The organism is Pseudomonas sp. SIMBA_068, from assembly GCF_046534705.1.
GTDB classification, from domain to species: domain Bacteria; phylum Pseudomonadota; class Gammaproteobacteria; order Pseudomonadales; family Pseudomonadaceae; genus Aquipseudomonas; species Aquipseudomonas putida.
This window is the reverse complement of sequence record NZ_JAWRYI010000016.1, coordinates 38,111-57,271: the sequence shown is the minus strand read 5'-3', so window position 1 is coordinate 57,271 and position 19,161 is coordinate 38,111. Positions and strand designations below refer to the sequence as shown.

Here is a 19,161-nt window from a genome sequence, read left to right as displayed (position 1 = left end):
TCAAGCATGGAAACCGAACATGAATGTCGCCGTAGAACAAACCGCACCAGCCGAAACTGAACAGCGGGCCAAAGCCAGATCCCGTCGCCGACTGGCCTACACCGCCAGCGGCAGCCTGGCAGCAATCGTTCTGCTGGCCTTCACCAGCTACTGGCTCACCACCGGCCGCTACCTGGAAACCACCGACGATGCCTACGTCCGCGCCGACTGGGTGGCCCTGAGCCCACGCGTGGCCGGTTACGTGGCCGAGGTCGCAGTGGCTGACGACCAGCCCGTGAGAGCCGGCGATGTACTGGTACGCCTGCAAAGCCGCGACTACCGCGCCCGCCTTGACCAGGCCCAGGCAGGTGTGGCCGAGGCGCAGGCGACACTGGTGGCCGCCCAGGCCCGCCAGCAGGTGGCCAGCGAGCGTATCAACCAGCAACAACAAGCCATCCTGCAGGCTGAAGCTGCCATGCGCAGTGCCACTGCCGAGCAGCGGCGCAGTGACTTGGACATGCAACGCTACCGTGGCCTTGTGCGAGACGAGGCCGCGACCGTGCAGCGCCTGGAAACCGCCAGCGCCCATGCCACCCAGGCGCAAGCCGCGCTGCAAGGTGCCCAGGCCGCGCTGCGCCAACAACGGTCACAACTGGCCATGGCCAAGGCCCGGTCAGCCCAGGCTGACGCCGAACTGCAACAGCGCGCGGCAGCGTTGACCCGCGCGCAGGCCCGCCAACAGTTGGCCGAGCAGGACGAACAGGACACCGTGATCCGCGCACCGATCACGGGCGTGGTCGGCCAACGCCGCGTACGCGCCGGCCAGTACGTGGTGCCGGGCCAGCCACTGCTGGCCGTGGTGCCCCTGCAGCAGGCCTATGTGGTGGCCAACTTCAAGGAAACCCAGTTGGCCAACATGCGCCCGGGGCAGCCTGTAGAAATCCGCGTCGACAGCTTCGCCAGCCAGCCACTGCGCGGCCATGTGGCCAGCTTCTCGCCAGCCTCTGGCAATGTCTTCGCATTGCTGCCGTCGGACAATGCCACCGGCAACTTCACCAAGATTGTCCAGCGCTTCCCGGTGCGCATTCTGCTGGACACACCGCTGGATAGCCCGCAGGTACTGCCCGGCATGTCGGTGGTGAGCACGGTCGACACCCGCCCCGCTGAGGTGGCCGATGCGCACTGAACAAACGGTCACGCTGCGCGCCTGGGTAGCGGTGCTCGGCGGCCTGCTCGGCTGCTTCATGGCCGGCATGAACGTGCATGTCACCAGCGCCGCGCTGCCGGAAATCCGCGGCTCGCTGGGTGCCAGCTTCGAGGAAGGCTCATGGATTTCCACCGCCTACCTGGTGGCGGAAATCGTGATGATTCCGCTGACGGCCTGGCTGGTGGAGGTGTTCTCGCTGCGCCGGGTGATGTGGACCGGCTCACTCATATTCCTGATAGCTTCGGTGGCCTGTTCCTGGGCGCCCAATCTGGAGGCGATGATTGCCATCCGGGTGATCCAGGGTGCTGCGGGCGCGGTGCTGATTCCCCTGTCGTTCCAGCTGATCATCACCGAACTGCCGGCCAGCAAGATGGCCATGGGCATGGCGCTGTTCAGCCTGGCCAACAGCGTGGCGCAGGCGGCCGGGCCCTCGATTGGTGGCTGGCTGACCGATGCCTATTCGTGGCGCTGGATCTTTTATCTGCAACTGTTCCCCGGCATTGCACTGCTGTTCGCCATCGCCTGGTCGATCGAGGCCAAGCCCATGAAGCTTGAGCTGCTACGCAAAGGTGACTGGCTGGGTATCGCCGGCATGGTGATCGGCCTGGGTGGCTTGCAGATCGTGCTGGAAGAAGGCGGCCGGCTGGACTGGTTCGGCTCGCCATTCATCGTTGCCATGAGCGGGGTCGCCGCCATTGCCCTGGTGGTGTTCGTGGTGACCCAGCTGTTCGGCCAGCGCGCGTTCATCAACCTGCGCTTGCTCGGGCGCTACAACTTCGGCGTCGCCAGCGTGGCCATGTTCATCTTTGGCGCCGCCACGTTCGGCCTGGTATTTCTGGTGCCCAACTACCTGTCGCAGCTGCAGGGTTTCAGCGCGCACGATGTCGGCGTGGCGCTGATCGCCTATGGCGTGGTGCAGCTGCTGCTGGCGCCGTTGATGCCCCGGCTGATGGGCTGGACCAGCGCCAAGTTCATGGTCGCCAGCGGCTTTCTGATCATGGCCCTGGGCTGCTGGCTGGGGGCTAGCCTGAGCGCTGACAGTGCCGACAACGTGATCATCCCGTCCACGGTGGTGCGCGGTATTGGCCAGCCATTCATCATGGTGGCGTTGTCGGTGCTGGCGGTGGCCGGGCTGGACAAGCGTGAAGCCGGCTCGGCCTCGGCGGTGTTCTCCATGCTGCGCAACCTGGGGGGTGCCATCGGCACGGCCGGGTTGACGCAACTGGTGGCCAGCCGTGAGCGCTTTCACAGTGAGCGTATTCACGAGCAGGTGACAGTGTTCGAGCCTGGCATGCAAGAGCGCATCAACCAGACAGTGCAGAGCTGGTTGCCGCACCAGCAGCAGCTGCTGGAGGGGTTGGCGGCGACCATTCGGCGGGAGGCTTACCTGATGGCTTACAGTGATGCGTTCTACCTGGCGTGCCTGGCGTTGGTCGGGTGTGCAGTAGCGGCATTGCTGTTACGGTCAAAACACCAATTGTGATGCCGACACATCTCCCTGTAGGAGCAGCCTTGTGCTGCGAAGAGGCCATTACTGCCAAAGAAACGTGTTGGCCATGCCGGCCTCTTCGCAGCACAAGGCTGCTCCTACAAGGGGCATGCGCTTAGAGTGCCGCACCCGGCGCGCGGCCCAGCACCGCACGCATTTCGGCGGTGCCGAACCTGTCCCTGCCGCTGCTACACTGCCAACCGATGAATTTGCGAGACAGACCAGAGGTATGAACCCGACGCGCTACTCCACCGTGGCAAAGGACTTGATGGAAGGCATCGCCAACGGCCGCTACCCGGTGGGCAGCCTGCTGCCGACCGAGTTCGAGCTGTGCGACCTTTACAATGTGAGCCGGCACACGGTGCGCGCCGCGATCGACCAGCTGCTCAACCAGGGGCTGGTGTCACGGCGCAAGCGCGTGGGCACCCGGGTAGAAGCCAGCAGCCCGCGCGGCGGCTACTCGCAGTCGCTGGCCAGCGTGGCCGACCTGGCCCACCTGGCCGAAACCCAGCAGCGGGAAATCCAGGACGTTCGCCATTTCGTCGCCGACCTGAGCGAAGCGGCGCGGCTGGGGCTGGTACCGGGCGAGCATTACTTCTGCGTGTCGAGCATTCGCGTCGACCGCCTGCACAATGCCGCGCCGCTGTGCTGGACCGATGTGTACGCCCAGCGCGACTATGGCGAGGTCATCGAACGGGCCCGCGAGCACCCCGACCAGCTGATTGCGGGGTTGATCGAGCAGCACTATGGCCGGGCGATCGCGGTGGTCGACCAGCAGGTGCGGGCAGTGCTGCTGACCGCAGAAATGGCCCGGGCGCTGAAGGCCGAAGCGGGTTCACCGGGGTTGAAGATCATCCGCCATTACCGCGAGGAAAACGGTGATCTGATGGCGGTTTCCGAAACCGTGCACCCGGATGACCGCTTTACCCTTGTCACCCAGATGCGCCGGGATCGCTCGCCCACCTGATCCGTCCCAAAGGCGCGCGCAAATCCCTGTAGGAGCAGCCTTGTGCTGCGAAGAGGCCATTACTGCCAAAGAAATGTGTTGACCATACCGGCCTCTTCGCAGCACAAGGCTGCTCCTACAGCGTCCCCAATTGCCTTTCGGCTTCGATCAACTGCTGCCCCCGCACCGTGGTCACCCGGTGATCGCGCGCCAGCCAGGCATAGATGGTCGGTAACACGAACAAGGTAAACAAGGTCCCCACCAGCATCCCGCACACAATCACCACCCCCAGCCCGAAGCGGCTGTTGGCCCCGGCGCCGCTGGCGAACAGCAGCGGCAGCACGCCGAAGGTCATCGCTGCGGTGGTCATCAGCACCGGTCGCAAACGTATCTGCGCAGCACGAACAATGGCGGCAGCACGGTCGAGGTTGTCGCGCACCTGGATCTCGTTGGCGAACTCCACCATCAGGATGCCGTGCTTGCTGATCAACCCGATCAGCGTCACCAGGCCAATCTGCGTGTAGATGTTCAACGTGGCCCAGCCCAGCGCCAGCGGCAGCAGTGCACCGCAGATCGACAGTGGCACGGTTACCAGGATGATCAGCGGGTCGACCAGGCTTTCGTACTGCGCCGCCAGCACCAGGTAGATCACCACCAGCGCAGCAAGAAACGCCCACATCAAGGCAAAGCCCTCCTGCACATACTGGCGCGATTCCGATTGCCAGTCGTGGCTGAAGCCCGGCGGCAGTTCACCGGTGAGCTGTTCGAGAAAGGCCACGGCGTTACCCATCGACACCCCCGGCGCCGGGATGGCCTGCAGGGTACTGGCGTTCTGCTGATCGAACTGCAACAGGCGGTTGGGCGCCACTTCGATTTCCAGGTGCACCACCGTGGCCAGCGGCACCAGGCTGCCATCTTCGGCGCGCACGTATTGTCGGTTCAGCGCCGCAGGGCTCAGGCGCTGGTCCTGGATACTCTGAGGGATCACGTCGTAGGAACGCCCGAACAGGGCAAAGCGGTTGAGGTACTGCTCGCCCACCAGCACACCCAGTGACTCGCCAATGGCCTGCATGCTGATGCCCAGGCTAGCCGCCTTGGCCCGGTCGACGCGCACCTTGACCACCGGGTTGTTGTAGTCGAGGTCGCTGTCCACCACGGCGAACAGGCCGCTGTCGCGGGCGCGCTGCTTGAGCACCTCCATGGTCTGGTACAGCTCGGGATAATCCCGGGCGCTGCGCAGCACCATCTGCACCGGCAGGCCGCCACTGGAGCCCGGCAGCGAAGCGACCTGGAAGGCAAAGATACTACTGCCTTCGATATCCGCGACAGCTTGCTGCAACTGCGCCTGCACCTGTGCGGCGGACCGCTCGCGCGCCTGCCAGGCGCTGAGGTTGATACCCCCGAAACTGGCGGCCGGGCCGTCGGTGCCGTTGATGATCCAGGTGTCGGTGGTTTCGGCGATGGCCTTCATCACCTGGTCAAGCTTCAGCGCAAAGCGTTCCGCATATTCAAGGCTGGCATGCTGCGGCGACTTGATGGCGGTCAGCACCGCTGCCTGGTCCTCGGGCGGCGCCAGCTCGCGTTGGGGCAGCAGGTAAAGCCAGGGCAGGCTCAAACACACCAGCAGCGCCACGCCACCGCCGATCCAGCGATGTGACAAGGTGTAGGCCAGCACCCGCCCATAGGTACCCGTCAACGCAGCAAACAACCGATCCGCCCTATTGGCCATCGCGCCATGCTGCTGCCCGGGTTGCAACAGTAACGAGCTCATCACCGGCGACAGGGTTAGCGCCACGATGCCGGACACGATCACCGCGCCCGCCAAGGTCAGGGCGAATTCGCGGAACAGCGTACCGGTCAGCCCGCCCATCAGCCCGATCGGCGCATACACCGCTGCCAGGGTCAGGGTCATGGCGATCACCGGCCCGGCAATTTCCCGTGCCCCGGCCAATGCTGCAGCGACCGGCGACCTGCCCTCTTCGATATGCCGGTGCACGTTCTCCACCACCACGATGGCATCGTCCACCACCAGGCCGATGGCCAGCACCATCGCCAGCAAGGTCAGCAGGTTGAGGCTGAAGCCAAACAGCAGCATCAGGCCTGCGGCACCGAGCATCGACAGCGGGATGGCGACCACCGCGATCAGCACGCTGCGCAACGAACCCAGGCACAGCCAGATCACCAGCACCACGATCAGCATCGCCTCCACCAGGGTAAGCAGCACCTCATGGATCGAAGCATCGATGAAGCGCGCCGTCTCGTAGGCCAGCGCCACCTTCACCCCGGGCGGCAGGGTCTGCTGGATCTGCGGCAGCAGTTGGCGAATGCCCTCAACGATCACCAGCGGGTTACCGGTCGGCGTGGGGAACAGCCCCAGGTGCACGGCCGGCTTGCCGTCCATGGTGGCGCTGGTCTGGGTGGCAGCCGCACTCAGCTCGACAGTGCCGACATCGCGCAGGCGCACCAGGTCGGTGCCATCGTTGCGGATGATCAGCTCACGGAAGTCCTCGACCCGGGACAAGTCGGTGTCCACCTGGATATCGGCCAGCACATACTGCCCACGCACCTGGCCCGGCGTCGCCTGGTAGTTGTTGGCCCGCACCGCCTGCGCCACGTCCGCTGCGGTCACCCCGCGCCCGGCCATCTGTTCGCTGTCCAGCCACAGGCGCATGGCCAGGCGCTGCCCGCCGAACGACTGCACCTTGGCCACGCCGTCGATGCCTGAGAACTGCGGTTCCACCACCCGCGACAGGTAATCGCTAAGCTCCGGTATCGACAGGCTGTCACTGGCAAAACCCACATAGGCCACGGCGGTGGAGTCGCCTGCCGACAGCTCCACCACCGGGTCGTAAGCCTTTTCCGGCAGGCGGTAGCGCACCTGGTTGACCTTGGCCATGGTCTCGGCCAGCGCCTGGGTCGAATCGCGGTTGAGCACCATGCGCAAGGTGATCAGGCTGCGCCCCTGCTGCGACGACGAGGACAGGTAGTCGATGCCCTCCACCGACGAGACCGCCTGGGTGATCGGCTGGGTCACAAAGCCCTGCATCAGCTCGGCCGAGGCGCCGGGGTACTCGGTGCTGATGGTAATGGTCGAGCTTGCCAGCAACGGGTACTGACGGATCGGCAACTTGCCCATGGCAAACAGCCCCATCAGGATGATCAGGCTGCTGACCACCAGCGCCAGCACCGGGCGGCGCACGAAGAGGTCGGTAAACTTCATGGCTGCCCCCCTCCGAGGTTGGCCTGCAAGCTGTCCTGCGCCACCGGCTCGACCGACATGCCGTCGCTCAGTTTCAACTGGCCAGACACCACCACCCGGTCACCGGGCGCCAAGCCGGACGTAACCTCCACCCGCCCCTGCCAGCGCTCACCAGTGGTTACCCGTACCCTGCTGACCCGGGTACCATGCGCCGCGTCCTGAGTGGCAACGAATACTGTCTGGCCATAGGCGGCGTAGGTGATCGCCGTTTCTGGCACAGCCAATACAGTCGAAGGCTGCACAGCATCCAGGCGCACGCCAGCGTACATGCCCGGCTGCAACTGCCCGTCCGGGTTCGGCAAGGCGGCCTGCACCTGCACCAGGCGCGCCTTGCTGACCACCGGATCGACCGCCACCACCCGGGCCTTGAAGCCTTGCCCGCGCACGGCGTCCACCGTCAGTGCCAGCACTTGCCCGGCATGCACTTCGGGGGCGGCCTGCTCGCCCAAGGCGAAATTCACATGCAACTGGCTGATGTCGGCCAGGCTGACGATGGCCTCGCCGGCGCCCAGATACTGGCCCTGATGCACCCGGCGAATACCCAACTTGCCGGCAAACGGTGCGCGAATGGCCTTCTGCGCAATCAGCGCCTCGACATGCTGCAGCTCACCGCTGGCCACGTCCACGGCGGTGGCGGCGTTGTCCAGCAGCTCTTGCGACACGGCATTCATCGCCCGCAGCTTGCGGCTGCGCTGCAGCACCACTTGCGCGTTACGCAATTTCGCTCGCAACTGCACCCGCTGGGCCTGCTCCGGCGCGTCGTTGAGCTGCACCAGCAATTGCCCGGCAGTGACCGCCTGCCCCGACTCGAAGGCGATGCGGGTAATGCGTCCCGCCGTCTCGGCCGCCACCTGTACCTGGTTGACCGCCTCCAGCTCCCCCGAAGCAAAGTTCTGCCGCGCCAGCTGCACCTGCTCGGCCGTGGCCAGCGCCACCTTGGTCGCCGGCCACGCCGCCGCAGCGGGCGGCGCCGACCCGCTACCCACCAACGCATAGGCAGCGGCCAGCACACCGGCAACAGCGCCGGCCCAGGCCAGTAACGTCCTTTTGTTCATGCACAGCTCCGATCAGAGGGAAAGCGGTTGCGGGGAAGATCGGGCAGGACTATAAGAGCTCAACTTAACTTGAGGTCAACAGGCATGGCAGCGGACAACACGCGGATGCTCACAGTGGGTGAAGTGGCCAGACGCAGCGGCGTGGCGGTGTCTGCGCTGCACTTCTACGAGACCAAGGGGCTGATCGCCAGCGTCCGCACGGCAGGCAACCAGCGGCGCTATCCCTCGCTGGTGCTGCGTACACTGGCGATCATCAAGGTGGCGCAGCGCACGGGTATTCCGCTGGAGGAAATCAAGCAGGCGTTCAGCCGCTATGCGCCCAACAGCAAGCTTACGGCGGCGCAATGGGGCGAGATGTCCACCGCCTGGCGCGAAGACCTGAACGCCCGCATCCGCACGCTGCAGGCACTGCGCGACAGCCTGGACAACTGCATTGGTTGCGGTTGCCTGTCACTGGAAGACTGCCCGCTGCGCAACCCCGAGGATGTGCTGGGCAAGGAAGGTACCGGGGCGCGGATCCTCGAGAACAAAGCCCGCTAGCCTCGCGCTCTCGAGCCATGTGCAACCCTTCGCAAAAGCGCGTGGCCTGCAGGTTGCAAGCAGACGCTTGGAACCATTGCGGCCCTTCACCGCCCTAACCCTGTGCTGTTAACCCAAAGCCGATCACAGGAAGGAACTAAGCCATCATGAAACGTGAACAGATCGAAGGTGTTGCAGAGAACCTCGCAGGCAAGGCACAAAGCGCTGTAGGCCGTCTGGTCGAAGACCCGGCGCTGGAAGCCGAAGGCGATGCGCGTCAGGCCGCAGGCCAGGTGACCAAGACCTACGGCGACACCCTGGATACGGTGTCTTCGTTCGTCAAGGAAAAGCCCTTCGCCGCACTGGCCATCACCGCCGCCGTCACACTGGTGGTTTCTCGCCTGCTGCGCCGCTGAACCACGGCGCCTCAGGCGGCTCAGGGCCGGAGATATCGTCCGGCCTGTGCCATCACCAGATGGCAATATCGTAGGTCAGGTACAGGCGATTGCTGTCTCGGCCGCGGGCGAAATCTGATCGATACACATAGTTTCGCAGCTTCACGCCCAGCCCTTTCAGCGGTCCGCCCTGCACCACGTAGGCAATCTCGGCGTCACGCTCCCACTCCTTGATGCCCTCGCCAGCTGAACGGCCATTGTCCCCGCTCAGGTACCGCGTCATGAAGGTCAGCCCCGGTACCCCGGCCGCAGCGAAGTTGTAGCCGTAGCTGGCCATCCATGTTTTCTCTTCCTCCTCGATGAATTTGCCGATGCCGACGTTGCTGAACGAATACACGGTCGCACCGCTGATGTACGGCAAGCCGGCTTCGCCATCGAGCACCTGGTAACCGGCACCCACAGAATGACCGGAATGCGCATACGCCACCTGGCCGCTGAACATGTGGTTGTCGATGCCGCCGCCGTAGGCCGCCCCGCTGTCGCGGCTTTTGAAGTAGCGCAGGTCGGTGGTCAGTACCCCGCCGGCCAACGGCAGGTCATGGACCAGCCCGGCAAAATCCTGGCGATAGAAGTTCGCCAGCTGGCCATGGTAGACACTCAGGCGCAATTGTTTGCTCACGGCATAATCGGCACCTGCAAAGCTGAAGTCACCCGATTTGCCGCCCCCATATCCGTCCAGATAGATACCGGTGCTGTCGGACGAGTCACGCTGCTTGAAGCGGTCCAGGTGCCCCGCCGTCAGGGCCAGCCCATCGATATCCGTGCTGGTCAGCTGCGTGCCCTGGTACGTCTGCGGCAACAGCCGTGCATCGTTGTAGACCAGCACGGGTGTCTTTGGCAGCAAGGTACCGTGCTTGACCACAGTCTGGCCCAGGCGTGCCTTGGCCGTGGCCCCAGCACTGGCAAACTCCTGCGCTGCACGGCCATCGTCGTGCACCGGCAGAAGCCCCGTGCCACTGCGCCCACGACCGGAATCGAGGCGCAAGCCTAGCAGCCCCAGCGCATCGAGCCCCACGCCCACCGTACCTTCGGTAAACCCTGACTGGTAGTCAAGCAGAAAGCCTTGCGCCCATTCCACCCGTTCGCTTTTGGCGGTGGCGGCAGCGCGGGCGCTCATACCGTGCTCGTCACGGAAATTCTCGTTGAAATACACATTGCGCAACTGCAGCTTGAGCTTGCTGTCGTCGACAAAACCGGAAGCGCCGGCAACAGGCAGCCAGCCGCAAAGCAGGCCACAGGTGGCCCCACGGAACACAGCTTGGGACATGATCTGTACTCTATTGTTATTTTCTGAGTGAGCGGGAGCCCGGGCGCCTGGCAACGCCCGGTAATGCTTAGACGAAGAAGGACAAGGCGCCCGTTAACAACGCCAGTGCTGTGATCACCAACGAGGTGAGCACGGCCCATTTCACGGTGGCCTTCTGGAAGTCACCGATATCGCGGTCGACCATGCCCACCAGCAACAAGGTGGAAGCCACCAGAGGGCTCATCAGGTGCACAGGCTGCCCCAGCACCGAGGCGCGGGCAATTTCCACCGGGTCGATGCCGTACGCGGCAGCGGCGTTTGCCAGGATCGGCACAACGCCGAAGTAGTACGCGTCGTTGGACAGCACGAAGGTAAGCGGCATGCTGGTCAGCGCCACCACCAGCGGGAACCAGTGGCTCCAGCTTTCCGGAATCCAGTCCACCAGGGTCTGCGCCAACGCATCGACCATCTTGGTACCCGAGAAAATACCGGCGAATATGCCTGCGGCGAACACCAGCAGCACCACGGTCATGGCGTTGCCCGAATGGGCGAGGATGCGCTCTTTCTGCACGTCCAACTGCGGATAGTTGATCATCAGTGCCGCGACGAAACCGATCATGAACAGGATGGCCGCGTGCATCAGCCCCAGCACCAGCGCGGTCATCACGGCGATCACCAGCACCAGGTTCACATAGGCAAGGCGCGGGCGCTTGTGTGGGCTGTCACCGAGGATTTCCTTGATGTAGCAGTTGCCCCCTCCGGACTCCAGCGCAATATTGCCGATACGCCGGCGCTCGGTGCGGCCAAGCAGGTAGGCAGTGAACACTACCCACAATGCCCCGCCGATGACGGTGGGCAACATCGGAATGAAGTATTCGGTCGCATCCAGCCCGAGGGCGGCAATGGCGCGGGTGGCGGGGCCGCCCCAAGGGCTCATGCCACTCATGATACTCAACGACAGCATCGACACGGTGGCCAGGATCATCGGGTTCATGCCGATACGCTTGTACAGCGGCAGCATGGCGGCGCAGGTAATCATGTAGGTCGTGGTGCCATCACCGTCCAGCGCCACCAGCAGCGACAGCAGTGCGGTGCCGATGGCGATCTTGACCGGGTCGCCGTTTACCCGCTTGAGGATCTTGCGGATCAGCGGGTCGAACAGGCCAGCGTCGATCATCAAGCCGAAGAACAAGATGGCAAACAACAGAAGCGCGGCAGACGGGGCGACCATTTTCAGCCCATCGAGCATCATCTTGCCCAGGTCTGGCGCGAAGCCGCCAACCAGGGCGAAAACAATCGGAACGACGGTCAGTGCAACGATTGGGGACAGGCGTTTACTCATGATCAGGTAGGTGAACGTCACCACCATGATCAGGCCCAAGAGTGCGAGCATGGTTTGTTCTCTTGTTTTTATAGTCTATGTGGCCACCTGCAGCGCAGACAGCCCCCAACCCCACCCGGCAGTGCCTGGTGGGGGCCTTGTCAAAAGCGTGAAGGGGTCGGTGTTCAGCCGTGGCGGCGCGGTTCGGCGACCCAGTCGGCAGGTTCAACCACGGTGCTGGCCACCGGCTCGCCGTTCAGGCGGCTATGAAGCGTCTGGCGGTCACAGGCATTTTCCGACAGCGAAACCACCACCGTAGCCACTGCGTTGCTGGCAAGACTCGTCAGTGCACGGGCTTCCGACATGAAGCGATCGACGCCGATCAGCAGGGCCAGGCCGGCCAGGGGAATGTCGTGGATAACGGTAAGGGTCGAGGCCAAGGCCACAAAACCGCTGCCGGTGACACCTGCCGCGCCTTTGGAAGACAACAGCATGATGGCCAGCATGGTCACAACCTGGCCCAGGCTCAGGTCGATGTTGCAGGCCTGTGCGATGAAAACGGCTGCCAATGACAGGTAGATGGCAGTACCGTCAAGATTGAAAGAATAGCCGGTGGGCAGCACCAGGCCGACCACGCCTTTCTTGCACCCAAGCTTCTCGAGCTTCTCGAGCATGCGCGGCAACACAGGCTCGGTGGAGGACGTGCCAAGCACCACCAGGAACTCTTCGCGGAAATAGCGCAGAAGCTTCCACAGGCTGAAGCCATGGGCCCGGCAGATACCACCGAGCACCACCAGAACGAAGAATGCGCAGGCGATGTACAACGTCCCCACCAGCTTGGCCAGCGCGCCGAGGGAAGTAATACCGTACTGGCCTACGGTGAATGCCAGTGCGCCGAAAGCGCCGATCGGGGCAAAGCGCATCAGGTAGCCGAAGATGCGGAACACCATGGTCGAAGCCGATTCCAGCACATCCAGTACCGGCTTGCCCTTTTCGCCCATCGACGACAGCGCGAAACCGCTGAGCACGGCGATGAACAGTACCGGCAAGACCTCTCCCTTGTTGAAGGCACCGACGAAGGTGTCCGGGATGATGTGCATGAAGAAGTCCACCACGCTCAGCTTGGCGGCCGAGGCGGTGTACTGGCTCAGGCCCGCAGTACTCAGGGTGGCAGGGTCGATGTTCATGCCACTCCCTGGCTTGAACAGGTATACCGCCGCCAGTCCGATCACCAGGCTCACCACCGTCAGGCCCAGGAACAGCAGCAACGTCTTGCTCATCAGGCGCCCCAGCGAACGCTTGTCGGTCATCCCCGCGATGCCAGTGACGATGGTGCAGAACACCACCGGCGCAATCATCATCTTGATCAGCTTGATAAACGCATCACCCAGCGGCTTGAGGGCCACGGCCTGTTGCGCCCAGAAGTGGCCGACTACCACGCCCAGCAGTACGGCGCAGAGGATCTGGAAATACAGCGATTTGGCGAGTTTCATGGGGCATCACCATTGTTGAAATTGTGCGGATGCGCTTGTTACGAATGTGCGGATCTGGATCGACGCCTCGGGCTACCCGGCCAACCTGCGGAATGTAGGGGCGTAGACGAACCCTGAGAAGAGCCGCCGGGCGGTTCGTACTACCGAGGCCTGGATCGTCTGGCCATCGGCACCGCTGCGCGTCAGGGCGATATCGATGCCGCCACTGGGGTGCTCGAGGCGGACTTCGGTCAGCTGCTGCGCGTCTTCGCCCAGCAGGTCGGCAATCACCGTGCCGGGGCTGACGCAGGCAGTCGCCAGCCCCACTGCGCCAGTGATCGCCAGGGCGCGATGGCAGTTGTGCGGCATGAAATAGCGAACCTGCAGCGTGCCGTCATAGCGAGGCTTGGACACCAGCACTGGCTTGGGGATGACCATGCCACTGACATCGCCCAGGCCCATGGCCTTGCCGGCCTTCAAGCGCAATGCTTCAAGGCGTTCGAGCAGTTCGCTGTTGGCGTCCAGCTGGGCCGGGGTTTCCGAGCCGGTGACACCCAGCTGGCTGGCCTCCACCACCATCATCGGCATGGCCATATCGATGCAGGTCACCGGGACACCATCGATCAGGTCCCTGGCCTGGCCGGTAGGAAACAGCTTGCCAGTCTTGCTGCCGACTGCGTCCAGGAAAGTGAGGTGCACCGGGGCGGCAGTGCCGGGTACGCCGTCGATGGCGGTACGGCCTTCGTAGCGCACAATACCGCCTGGGGTTTCTACCAGCGAATTGACGAAGGTACCGGTGTTCAAGTTGCGAATACGGACCAGGGTCTTCCCTTCCTTGCCTTTGACCAACCCCTGTTCGATGGCGAACGGGCCAACGGCACACAGCATGTTGCCGCAGTTGGGGGCAGTATCGACCCGCCGCTGTGCAACCATCACCTGCACGAACAGGTAGTCGACGTCGGCGTCGGCGTGCAAAGACGGGCTGATGATCGCCACCTTGCTGGTCTGCGGGCTGCCGCCACCGATGCCATCGATTTCAAGCTCGTGGCCGGAGCCCATCAGGTTGATCAGCAACTCGTCACGTTCGACTACATTGGCAGGCAGGTCCCAGGCGTGGAAGAACGGCCCTTTAGAGGTACCACCGCGCATGAGTACGCAAGGAATTCGCTGCATGATTTTGCACCCTTGTTGATCAATGGACATCATTGATGCTGTGAGCAAAAGAGTGACAGGCATGGATAAATCAATCCAATGCAAATATCGTAGCCATTATTGCGATTCAAACATTAATCATGCACGTCCACAGTAGCGGGCTTTCTTATGGAATATGAGCTGCAAGACATCAGATCTTTCGTGAAAATCGCCGAACTCGGTAGTTTCCACGAGGCCGCCGAGGCGCTTCACCTGTCCCAGCCGGCATTGAGTCGGCGGATCAAGAAGCTTGAGGAAGGCCTGGGCACCTCGCTACTGGAGCGCACCACCCGCCGGGTCAGCCTGACCAGCGTGGGGCGCGACTTCCTGCCCAAGGCCAGGCGCCTGCTGGATGATTTTGAAGACTCCATCCTCAGCATCCGCGAGCTGGCCGAGCGCCAGACCGGCCAGGTCACCCTCGCCTGCATCCCCACCGCAGCGTTCTACTTCCTGCCGTCGGTGATCCGCGATTACAACGAGCAGTACCCGAAAATCCGCATTCGCCTGCTGGACCTTAGTGCCAACGACGGGCTCGAAGCCGTGTTGCGCGGCGAGGCCGACTTCGGCATCAACATGATGAGCGGCCAGCACCCGGACATCGAGTTTGTCACGCTGGTGCAAGAGCACTTTGTACTGGCCTGCAGGCGCGACCACCCACTGGCAAACCGGGCCTCCGTTACCTGGACAGAGCTGGCGGATTACCGCCTGATCGGCGTCGGCCGCCTGAGCGGCAACCGCATGCTGCTGGACCATGCGTTGTCCGGGCTCAACCTGCGGCCCAAATGGTTCTACGAAGTGCAACACCTGTCGACGTCGCTGGGCATGGTCGAGGCCGGGCTGGGCGTGTCCGCCATGCCCAGCCTGGCCATGCCCAATGCCGACCACCCCACGCTGGTGAGCGTGCCGTTGATCGAGCCGCAAGTCACACGCACCCTGGGGCTGGTGTACCGGCGCGGCGCGTCGTTGTCGCCTGCGGCGGAGAAGTTCGTTTCGATCCTGCTGCAGCAGTGGCCCAACCGTTGAGTCGCCGCTGCGCAGGCAGGCGAGGTCAGGCGTCCTTGCCGAGTACCAGGTGGTCAAAATGCTCGATGTGCTCATCCAGGTTGTCTTCGAGCATCATCCGGTACTGCTCGCAGAAGTACTTCAGAATCTCCTCCCGGGCTGCCGCCAGTTCCGCGCCGCTCTTGAAGCTGCGGGCGCTCATCCAGGCGCTGAAACGCGTTGCGCCGAAGGTCAGCGAGGCACTCACCTTGCCCAGGTCTTCGAATTTTTCAATCTGCTGGTTGGCCAGGTCGATGTGCGCATCGGCGCGGTCATAAAAGGCCTGATCGGTAGCTTGGGTCATTGCGGTTCACCTTGTAACGGAAGCCCAAGCCTTGCATGGCGGCGCGCATACGTGCAAGGCTGAAAAAGGATCACCCATAACGAAAAGGAAGCAAAGCACCTTATGCTTGGAATCACACGTATCCATCGCTATTTGCGCCCACTGCCTGCAAAACCGACTGCAGCCAGTGGGCGTGACCTCAAGGCCAAACCAGCCGCCCGCCTCGCCTCAAAGGTTGCAAACCTGCTCTGCACTCCCCGCTCCGCCCCACCTTACTTCTGCGTTACCCCTGAGCGCCCCCCTGTCGACCGTGTGCCCCCGACCTGACTGCCACCGCTGCAGCTCACACACCGAATTCGCCTGTTACAGGCGGGATGTCTGACGCAACAACAAGGGGCAACACCCAATGCTTTTCTTTCACGATAAACGCATTTTCAGCGCCATCTTCGATATGGATGGCACCCTCTTCGACACCGAGCGCCTGCGCTTCAAGACACTGAAACAAGCCTCTCTGGAGATCTTCGGCACAGCGCTGAGCGAGGACACATTGATAGGCTCGCTTGGCCTGAGCGCGACCAAGGCCGAAGCCCTTGCCAAGGCACATAACGGTGAAGACTTCCCCTACGCCGAGATCCGCAAACGTGCGGATGAACTTGAGCTGGAGTACGTGCGCAATCACGGCGTACCCATCAAGGCCGGCTTGCTGGAAGTGCTGGAGCGCCTGCGCAAGTCGGGCTTGACCATGGCAGTGGCCACCTCCAGCCGCCGTGCCATTGCCGAGGAATACCTGATCAATGCCAATGTGCTGAAGTATTTCGACATCACTGTCTGTGGCGATGAAGTCAGCCAGGGCAAACCCCACCCCGAGATTTTCCTGAAAGCCGCCCGCGCGCTCAATTGCGAACCCGATCAGTGCTTCATGGTCGAGGATTCAGAGAACGGCATGCTGTCGGCCATCCGTGCCGAAGGCCAGGCGATCCTGATCGAAGACATCAAGCCGCCCGCTGCCGAAATCAAGGCTGGCGCGCTCAAAGCCTACCGCAGCATGCATGAGTTTCTCGCCGACCTTAGCGAGTGCGTACCTGACTTGGGCATGCCGGCATTGAGCGAGCCATTCCCGGCTTCGTTGAACCAGTTCAGCGTGGGCATTCATGGCTTCGGCGCCATCGGCGGTGGTTACCTGACACAGGTGTTTTCCCATTGGGATGGTTACACCCGGCCTTGTGAAATCATCGCCGCGACCCGCTCGCGCATGCTGCGCGAAAGCGTCAATGCCTTCGGCCGTTACAGCGTGCGCTACGGGGCCACTTCGTTCGACCAGACCCTCGACAATGTGCGCATGATCGACCTGGACGATGACGACGCAGTCATCGGCATGTACACCACGGCCGAAATTATCGGCCTGAGCCTGCCCGAGCAGGCCATCCGCAACCAGGCGAAGGTGATTGCCAAGGGGCTGCTGCAACGTTTCGAGCGACGTGGCCGTGAGCTGACGTTGCTGATCGTGCTTAACAAGGTGGGCGGCGCCGCGTTCGTGCGCCGCCATGTGCAGGCAGAGCTGGCATTGCTGTGTCCGCCGGCAATTGGCAAGCAGGTGCTGGAAAAGACCCATTTCGCCGAAACAGTCGTCAGCCGCATCGTCTCCAAGCTCAGCAACGACGCACTGGTGCGTCAACTGCGCATCAAGTCGCAGATGTTCCAGAACAGCCTGGAAGACGAACCGGCAGTCGCCACCAAGGCATCGACGCCCGTGCCTGAATACGAGCGACTGATCGGGCGCTTCAGGCCTTTTGCCCAGCCCAGCAGTGCGATGAGCCAGCTGCACCTGATCCTGTTCAACAGCGAACCCGACATGCCGCTGTATGTAGAGCACGGCAGCGAGCTGCTCGAACGCCTGCGCCAGGTGAAGACGGTGCCTGACATCACCCAGATCCAGGTCATCAAGAACCGCCTGTGGAACGGCCCACATGCCATCGTTGCCTGGTACGCGAGCCTGCTGGGCCATGACTCGGTGGGCCAGGGTATGGGCGACGCGCGTGTCAGCGAACTGGCCGAACGCCTGATTCGCCAGGAAGTCGGGCCGGCACTGGTGGCGGAGTACCCGCACATGGCAGAAGTGGTCAGCCGTTTTGCCGATACCTTCCTGGAGCGCTGTGCAACTTCGTTCAAAGACCCTTGTGCCCGGGTGGGGCGCGACCCGTTGCGCAAGCTTCAGCGCAACGAACGCATCCTCAGCAGCATCGACCTTGCACGCAAGCATGGTATTGAAACCCCGTCGCTGGCGTTTGGCGCGGCACTGGCCATTCACCATGCCCTGCACTGCAAAGACGACAAGGCGCTGGAAGCACAGGCCATCAGGCGGGTTTACAGGGAAAACGACGCCAGTGTGGAGGCCGTGCTTACTCATGAAGTTGATTGCAACGGCAAGCGTTTTCCAGGGCTGGACCCGATCAGGGACACGCAGCTGATCACTGCCATTTCAGATGCTTTCCGGCAGTACCCGCCAAGGGATGTGGCAAGCAGGCTGGGCGACCTTTGCATAGGCGCATGAGGTACTGCATTAGCCTGAAGCCTGCGCGATGAATGGCACCGGCTCCGCCGGTGTTCGCGGCTAAAGCCGCGCCCACAGTGATCGCGCCAGCTTTCAAGTGTTGTGCAAGACAGTTGTCCCCACAGGTACTGCCTGAAGCCTGCGCGACTACCCGCGAAGGATTTGCTATCAGAGCGTACCACGCATGCCTGCCGGCCTTCACCGTGGGAATAACACAACGCTTGCAAATGACACAAGGTGTCATTAATATCGCCATGTGTCCTGGCAGCGCCACTACGACGATCAGCCAGTACCCGCCCTTTTCCACGCAGGTACCGCCCATGACGACCACCATGCACACCCCCAAGGACCAGTTGGTCAAGCTCGCCCAGCAGCAGATGCTGACGGCCCTGGCCGACAACACCTACACGGCCCGGCAAAAACTTGCCCTTACCTGCCGCATCCTGTTCGACGGCGGCCACGACTCTGGCCTTGCCGGGCAGATCACCGCACGTGCGCAGGAGCCTGGCACCTACTACACCCAGCAACTGGGCCTGGGCTTCGATGAAATCGCCGCCTCCAACCTGCTGGTGGTGGACGAAGACCTCACCGTGCTGCAAGGCCGCGGCATGGCCAACCCGGCCAACCGTTTCCACAGCTGGCTGTACCGCGCCCGCCCCGATGTCAACTGCATCATCCACACCCACCCGCTGCACAGCGCCGCCCTGTCGATGCTGGAGGTGCCGCTGGCCATCTCGCACATGGACCTGTGCCCGCTATTTGACGATTGCGCATTCCTCAAGGAATGGCCAGGGGTGCCGGTGGGCAACGAGGAAGGTGAAATCATCGCGAAGGCGATCGGTGACAAGCGTGCGATCCTGCTTTCGCACCACGGCCTGTTGATTGCCGGTGGCTCGATCGAGGAAGCCTGCGTACTTGCCCTGCTGTTCGAGCGCGCAGCAAAGATGCAACTGCTGGCCATGGGCGCCGGTGACATCCGCCCCATCCCCGAAGCACTGGGCAAAGAAGCCCACGACTGGATCTCCACCCCCAAACGTCACGGCGCCGCGTTCAGCTACTACGCACGCCGGGCCTTGCGTGCCCACGGCGACTGCCTGGGCTGATCGAAGCTGTACTCTTTCCTCAACAACGGCAGAGGTGCCTGGTC

The 19,161-nt window shown here is 63.0% G+C and carries 15 protein-coding genes; 8 read left to right on the top strand and 7 right to left on the bottom strand.

What is annotated here, in order from left to right; genetic code table 11:
* Window positions 1-19 precede the first annotated feature (19 nt).
* The 3 genes from SB756_RS26705 to SB756_RS26695 all read left to right on the top strand — a co-directional run bounded on the left by SB756_RS26705 (window position 20) and on the right by SB756_RS26695 (window position 3,642).
* Window positions 20-1,165 carry an HlyD family secretion protein gene (locus SB756_RS26705; protein ID WP_410912573.1) on the top strand — a complete coding sequence of 382 codons (1,146 nt, stop codon included), beginning with the start codon at window positions 20-22 and terminating at the stop codon, window positions 1,163-1,165.
* A complete protein-coding gene (locus SB756_RS26700; RefSeq protein WP_410912571.1) occupies window positions 1,155-2,669 on the top strand; it encodes a DHA2 family efflux MFS transporter permease subunit in 1,515 nt (504 codons plus the stop codon). Before SB756_RS26705 ends, SB756_RS26700 begins: the two co-directional genes overlap by 11 nt.
* A 235-nt stretch (window positions 2,670-2,904) precedes the next feature.
* Complete coding sequence (locus tag SB756_RS26695; RefSeq protein ID WP_410912569.1) at window positions 2,905-3,642, top strand: GntR family transcriptional regulator; 738 nt, start codon at window positions 2,905-2,907, stop codon at window positions 3,640-3,642.
* Between the two features lie 115 nt (window positions 3,643-3,757).
* Here SB756_RS26695 and SB756_RS26690 read toward each other — a convergent pair whose 3' ends face one another.
* Window positions 3,758-6,841 (bottom strand): MexW/MexI family multidrug efflux RND transporter permease subunit, encoded by a 3,084-nt coding sequence (locus tag SB756_RS26690; protein WP_410912567.1) that lies wholly within the window; start codon window positions 6,839-6,841, stop codon window positions 3,758-3,760.
* Window positions 6,838-7,935 carry an efflux RND transporter periplasmic adaptor subunit gene (locus SB756_RS26685; RefSeq protein ID WP_410912565.1) on the bottom strand — a complete coding sequence of 366 codons (1,098 nt, stop codon included), beginning with the start codon at window positions 7,933-7,935 and terminating at the stop codon, window positions 6,838-6,840. Before SB756_RS26685 ends, SB756_RS26690 begins: the two co-directional genes overlap by 4 nt.
* Before the next feature lie 84 nt (window positions 7,936-8,019).
* Here SB756_RS26685 and soxR point away from each other — a divergent pair, with 84 nt between their 5' ends.
* On the top strand, window positions 8,020-8,475 hold the full coding sequence (gene soxR / locus SB756_RS26680; RefSeq protein WP_341798002.1) for a redox-sensitive transcriptional activator SoxR: 456 nt from the start codon (window positions 8,020-8,022) through the stop codon (window positions 8,473-8,475).
* Between the two features lie 146 nt (window positions 8,476-8,621).
* A complete protein-coding gene (locus SB756_RS26675; protein WP_016485569.1) occupies window positions 8,622-8,870 on the top strand; it encodes a CsbD family protein in 249 nt (82 codons plus the stop codon).
* A gap of 52 nt (window positions 8,871-8,922) precedes the next feature.
* On the opposite strand, the gene SB756_RS26670 is transcribed toward SB756_RS26675, so the two are convergent.
* The 4 genes from SB756_RS26670 to SB756_RS26655 all read right to left on the bottom strand — a co-directional run bounded on the left by SB756_RS26670 (window position 8,923) and on the right by SB756_RS26655 (window position 14,121).
* The gene (locus tag SB756_RS26670; RefSeq protein ID WP_410912563.1) at window positions 8,923-10,176 is read right to left on the bottom strand and encodes an OprD family porin; all 1,254 of its coding nucleotides are present in this window, start codon (window positions 10,174-10,176) and stop codon (window positions 8,923-8,925) included.
* A 67-nt stretch (window positions 10,177-10,243) separates the two neighbouring features.
* Window positions 10,244-11,548 (bottom strand): CitMHS family transporter, encoded by a 1,305-nt coding sequence (locus SB756_RS26665; protein WP_410912561.1) that lies wholly within the window; start codon window positions 11,546-11,548, stop codon window positions 10,244-10,246.
* Between the two features lie 113 nt (window positions 11,549-11,661).
* The gene (locus SB756_RS26660; RefSeq protein WP_410912559.1) at window positions 11,662-12,969 is read right to left on the bottom strand and encodes a dicarboxylate/amino acid:cation symporter; all 1,308 of its coding nucleotides are present in this window, start codon (window positions 12,967-12,969) and stop codon (window positions 11,662-11,664) included.
* Window positions 12,970-13,041: 72 nt separating this feature from the next.
* A complete protein-coding gene (locus SB756_RS26655; protein ID WP_410912558.1) occupies window positions 13,042-14,121 on the bottom strand; it encodes a 4-oxalomesaconate tautomerase in 1,080 nt (359 codons plus the stop codon).
* Between the two features lie 147 nt (window positions 14,122-14,268).
* Here SB756_RS26655 and SB756_RS26650 point away from each other — a divergent pair, with 147 nt between their 5' ends.
* On the top strand, window positions 14,269-15,162 hold the full coding sequence (locus SB756_RS26650) for a LysR family transcriptional regulator (RefSeq protein WP_016500822.1): 894 nt from the start codon (window positions 14,269-14,271) through the stop codon (window positions 15,160-15,162).
* A 25-nt stretch (window positions 15,163-15,187) separates the two neighbouring features.
* Here SB756_RS26650 and SB756_RS26645 read toward each other — a convergent pair whose 3' ends face one another.
* Window positions 15,188-15,484, bottom strand: coding sequence for a DUF3144 domain-containing protein (locus tag SB756_RS26645; protein WP_016500823.1), 297 nt, complete (start codon window positions 15,482-15,484; stop codon window positions 15,188-15,190).
* Window positions 15,485-15,869: 385 nt separating this feature from the next.
* Here SB756_RS26645 and mtlD point away from each other — a divergent pair, with 385 nt between their 5' ends.
* Together mtlD and SB756_RS26635 are read left to right on the top strand one after the other, a co-directional pair.
* Window positions 15,870-18,014 carry a bifunctional mannitol-1-phosphate dehydrogenase/phosphatase gene (gene mtlD, locus SB756_RS26640; RefSeq protein WP_410912556.1) on the top strand — a complete coding sequence of 715 codons (2,145 nt, stop codon included), beginning with the start codon at window positions 15,870-15,872 and terminating at the stop codon, window positions 18,012-18,014.
* A gap of 320 nt (window positions 18,015-18,334) precedes the next feature.
* Window positions 18,335-19,117 carry an aldolase gene (locus SB756_RS26635; protein WP_012271240.1) on the top strand — a complete coding sequence of 261 codons (783 nt, stop codon included), beginning with the start codon at window positions 18,335-18,337 and terminating at the stop codon, window positions 19,115-19,117.
* Window positions 19,118-19,161 lie beyond the last annotated feature (44 nt).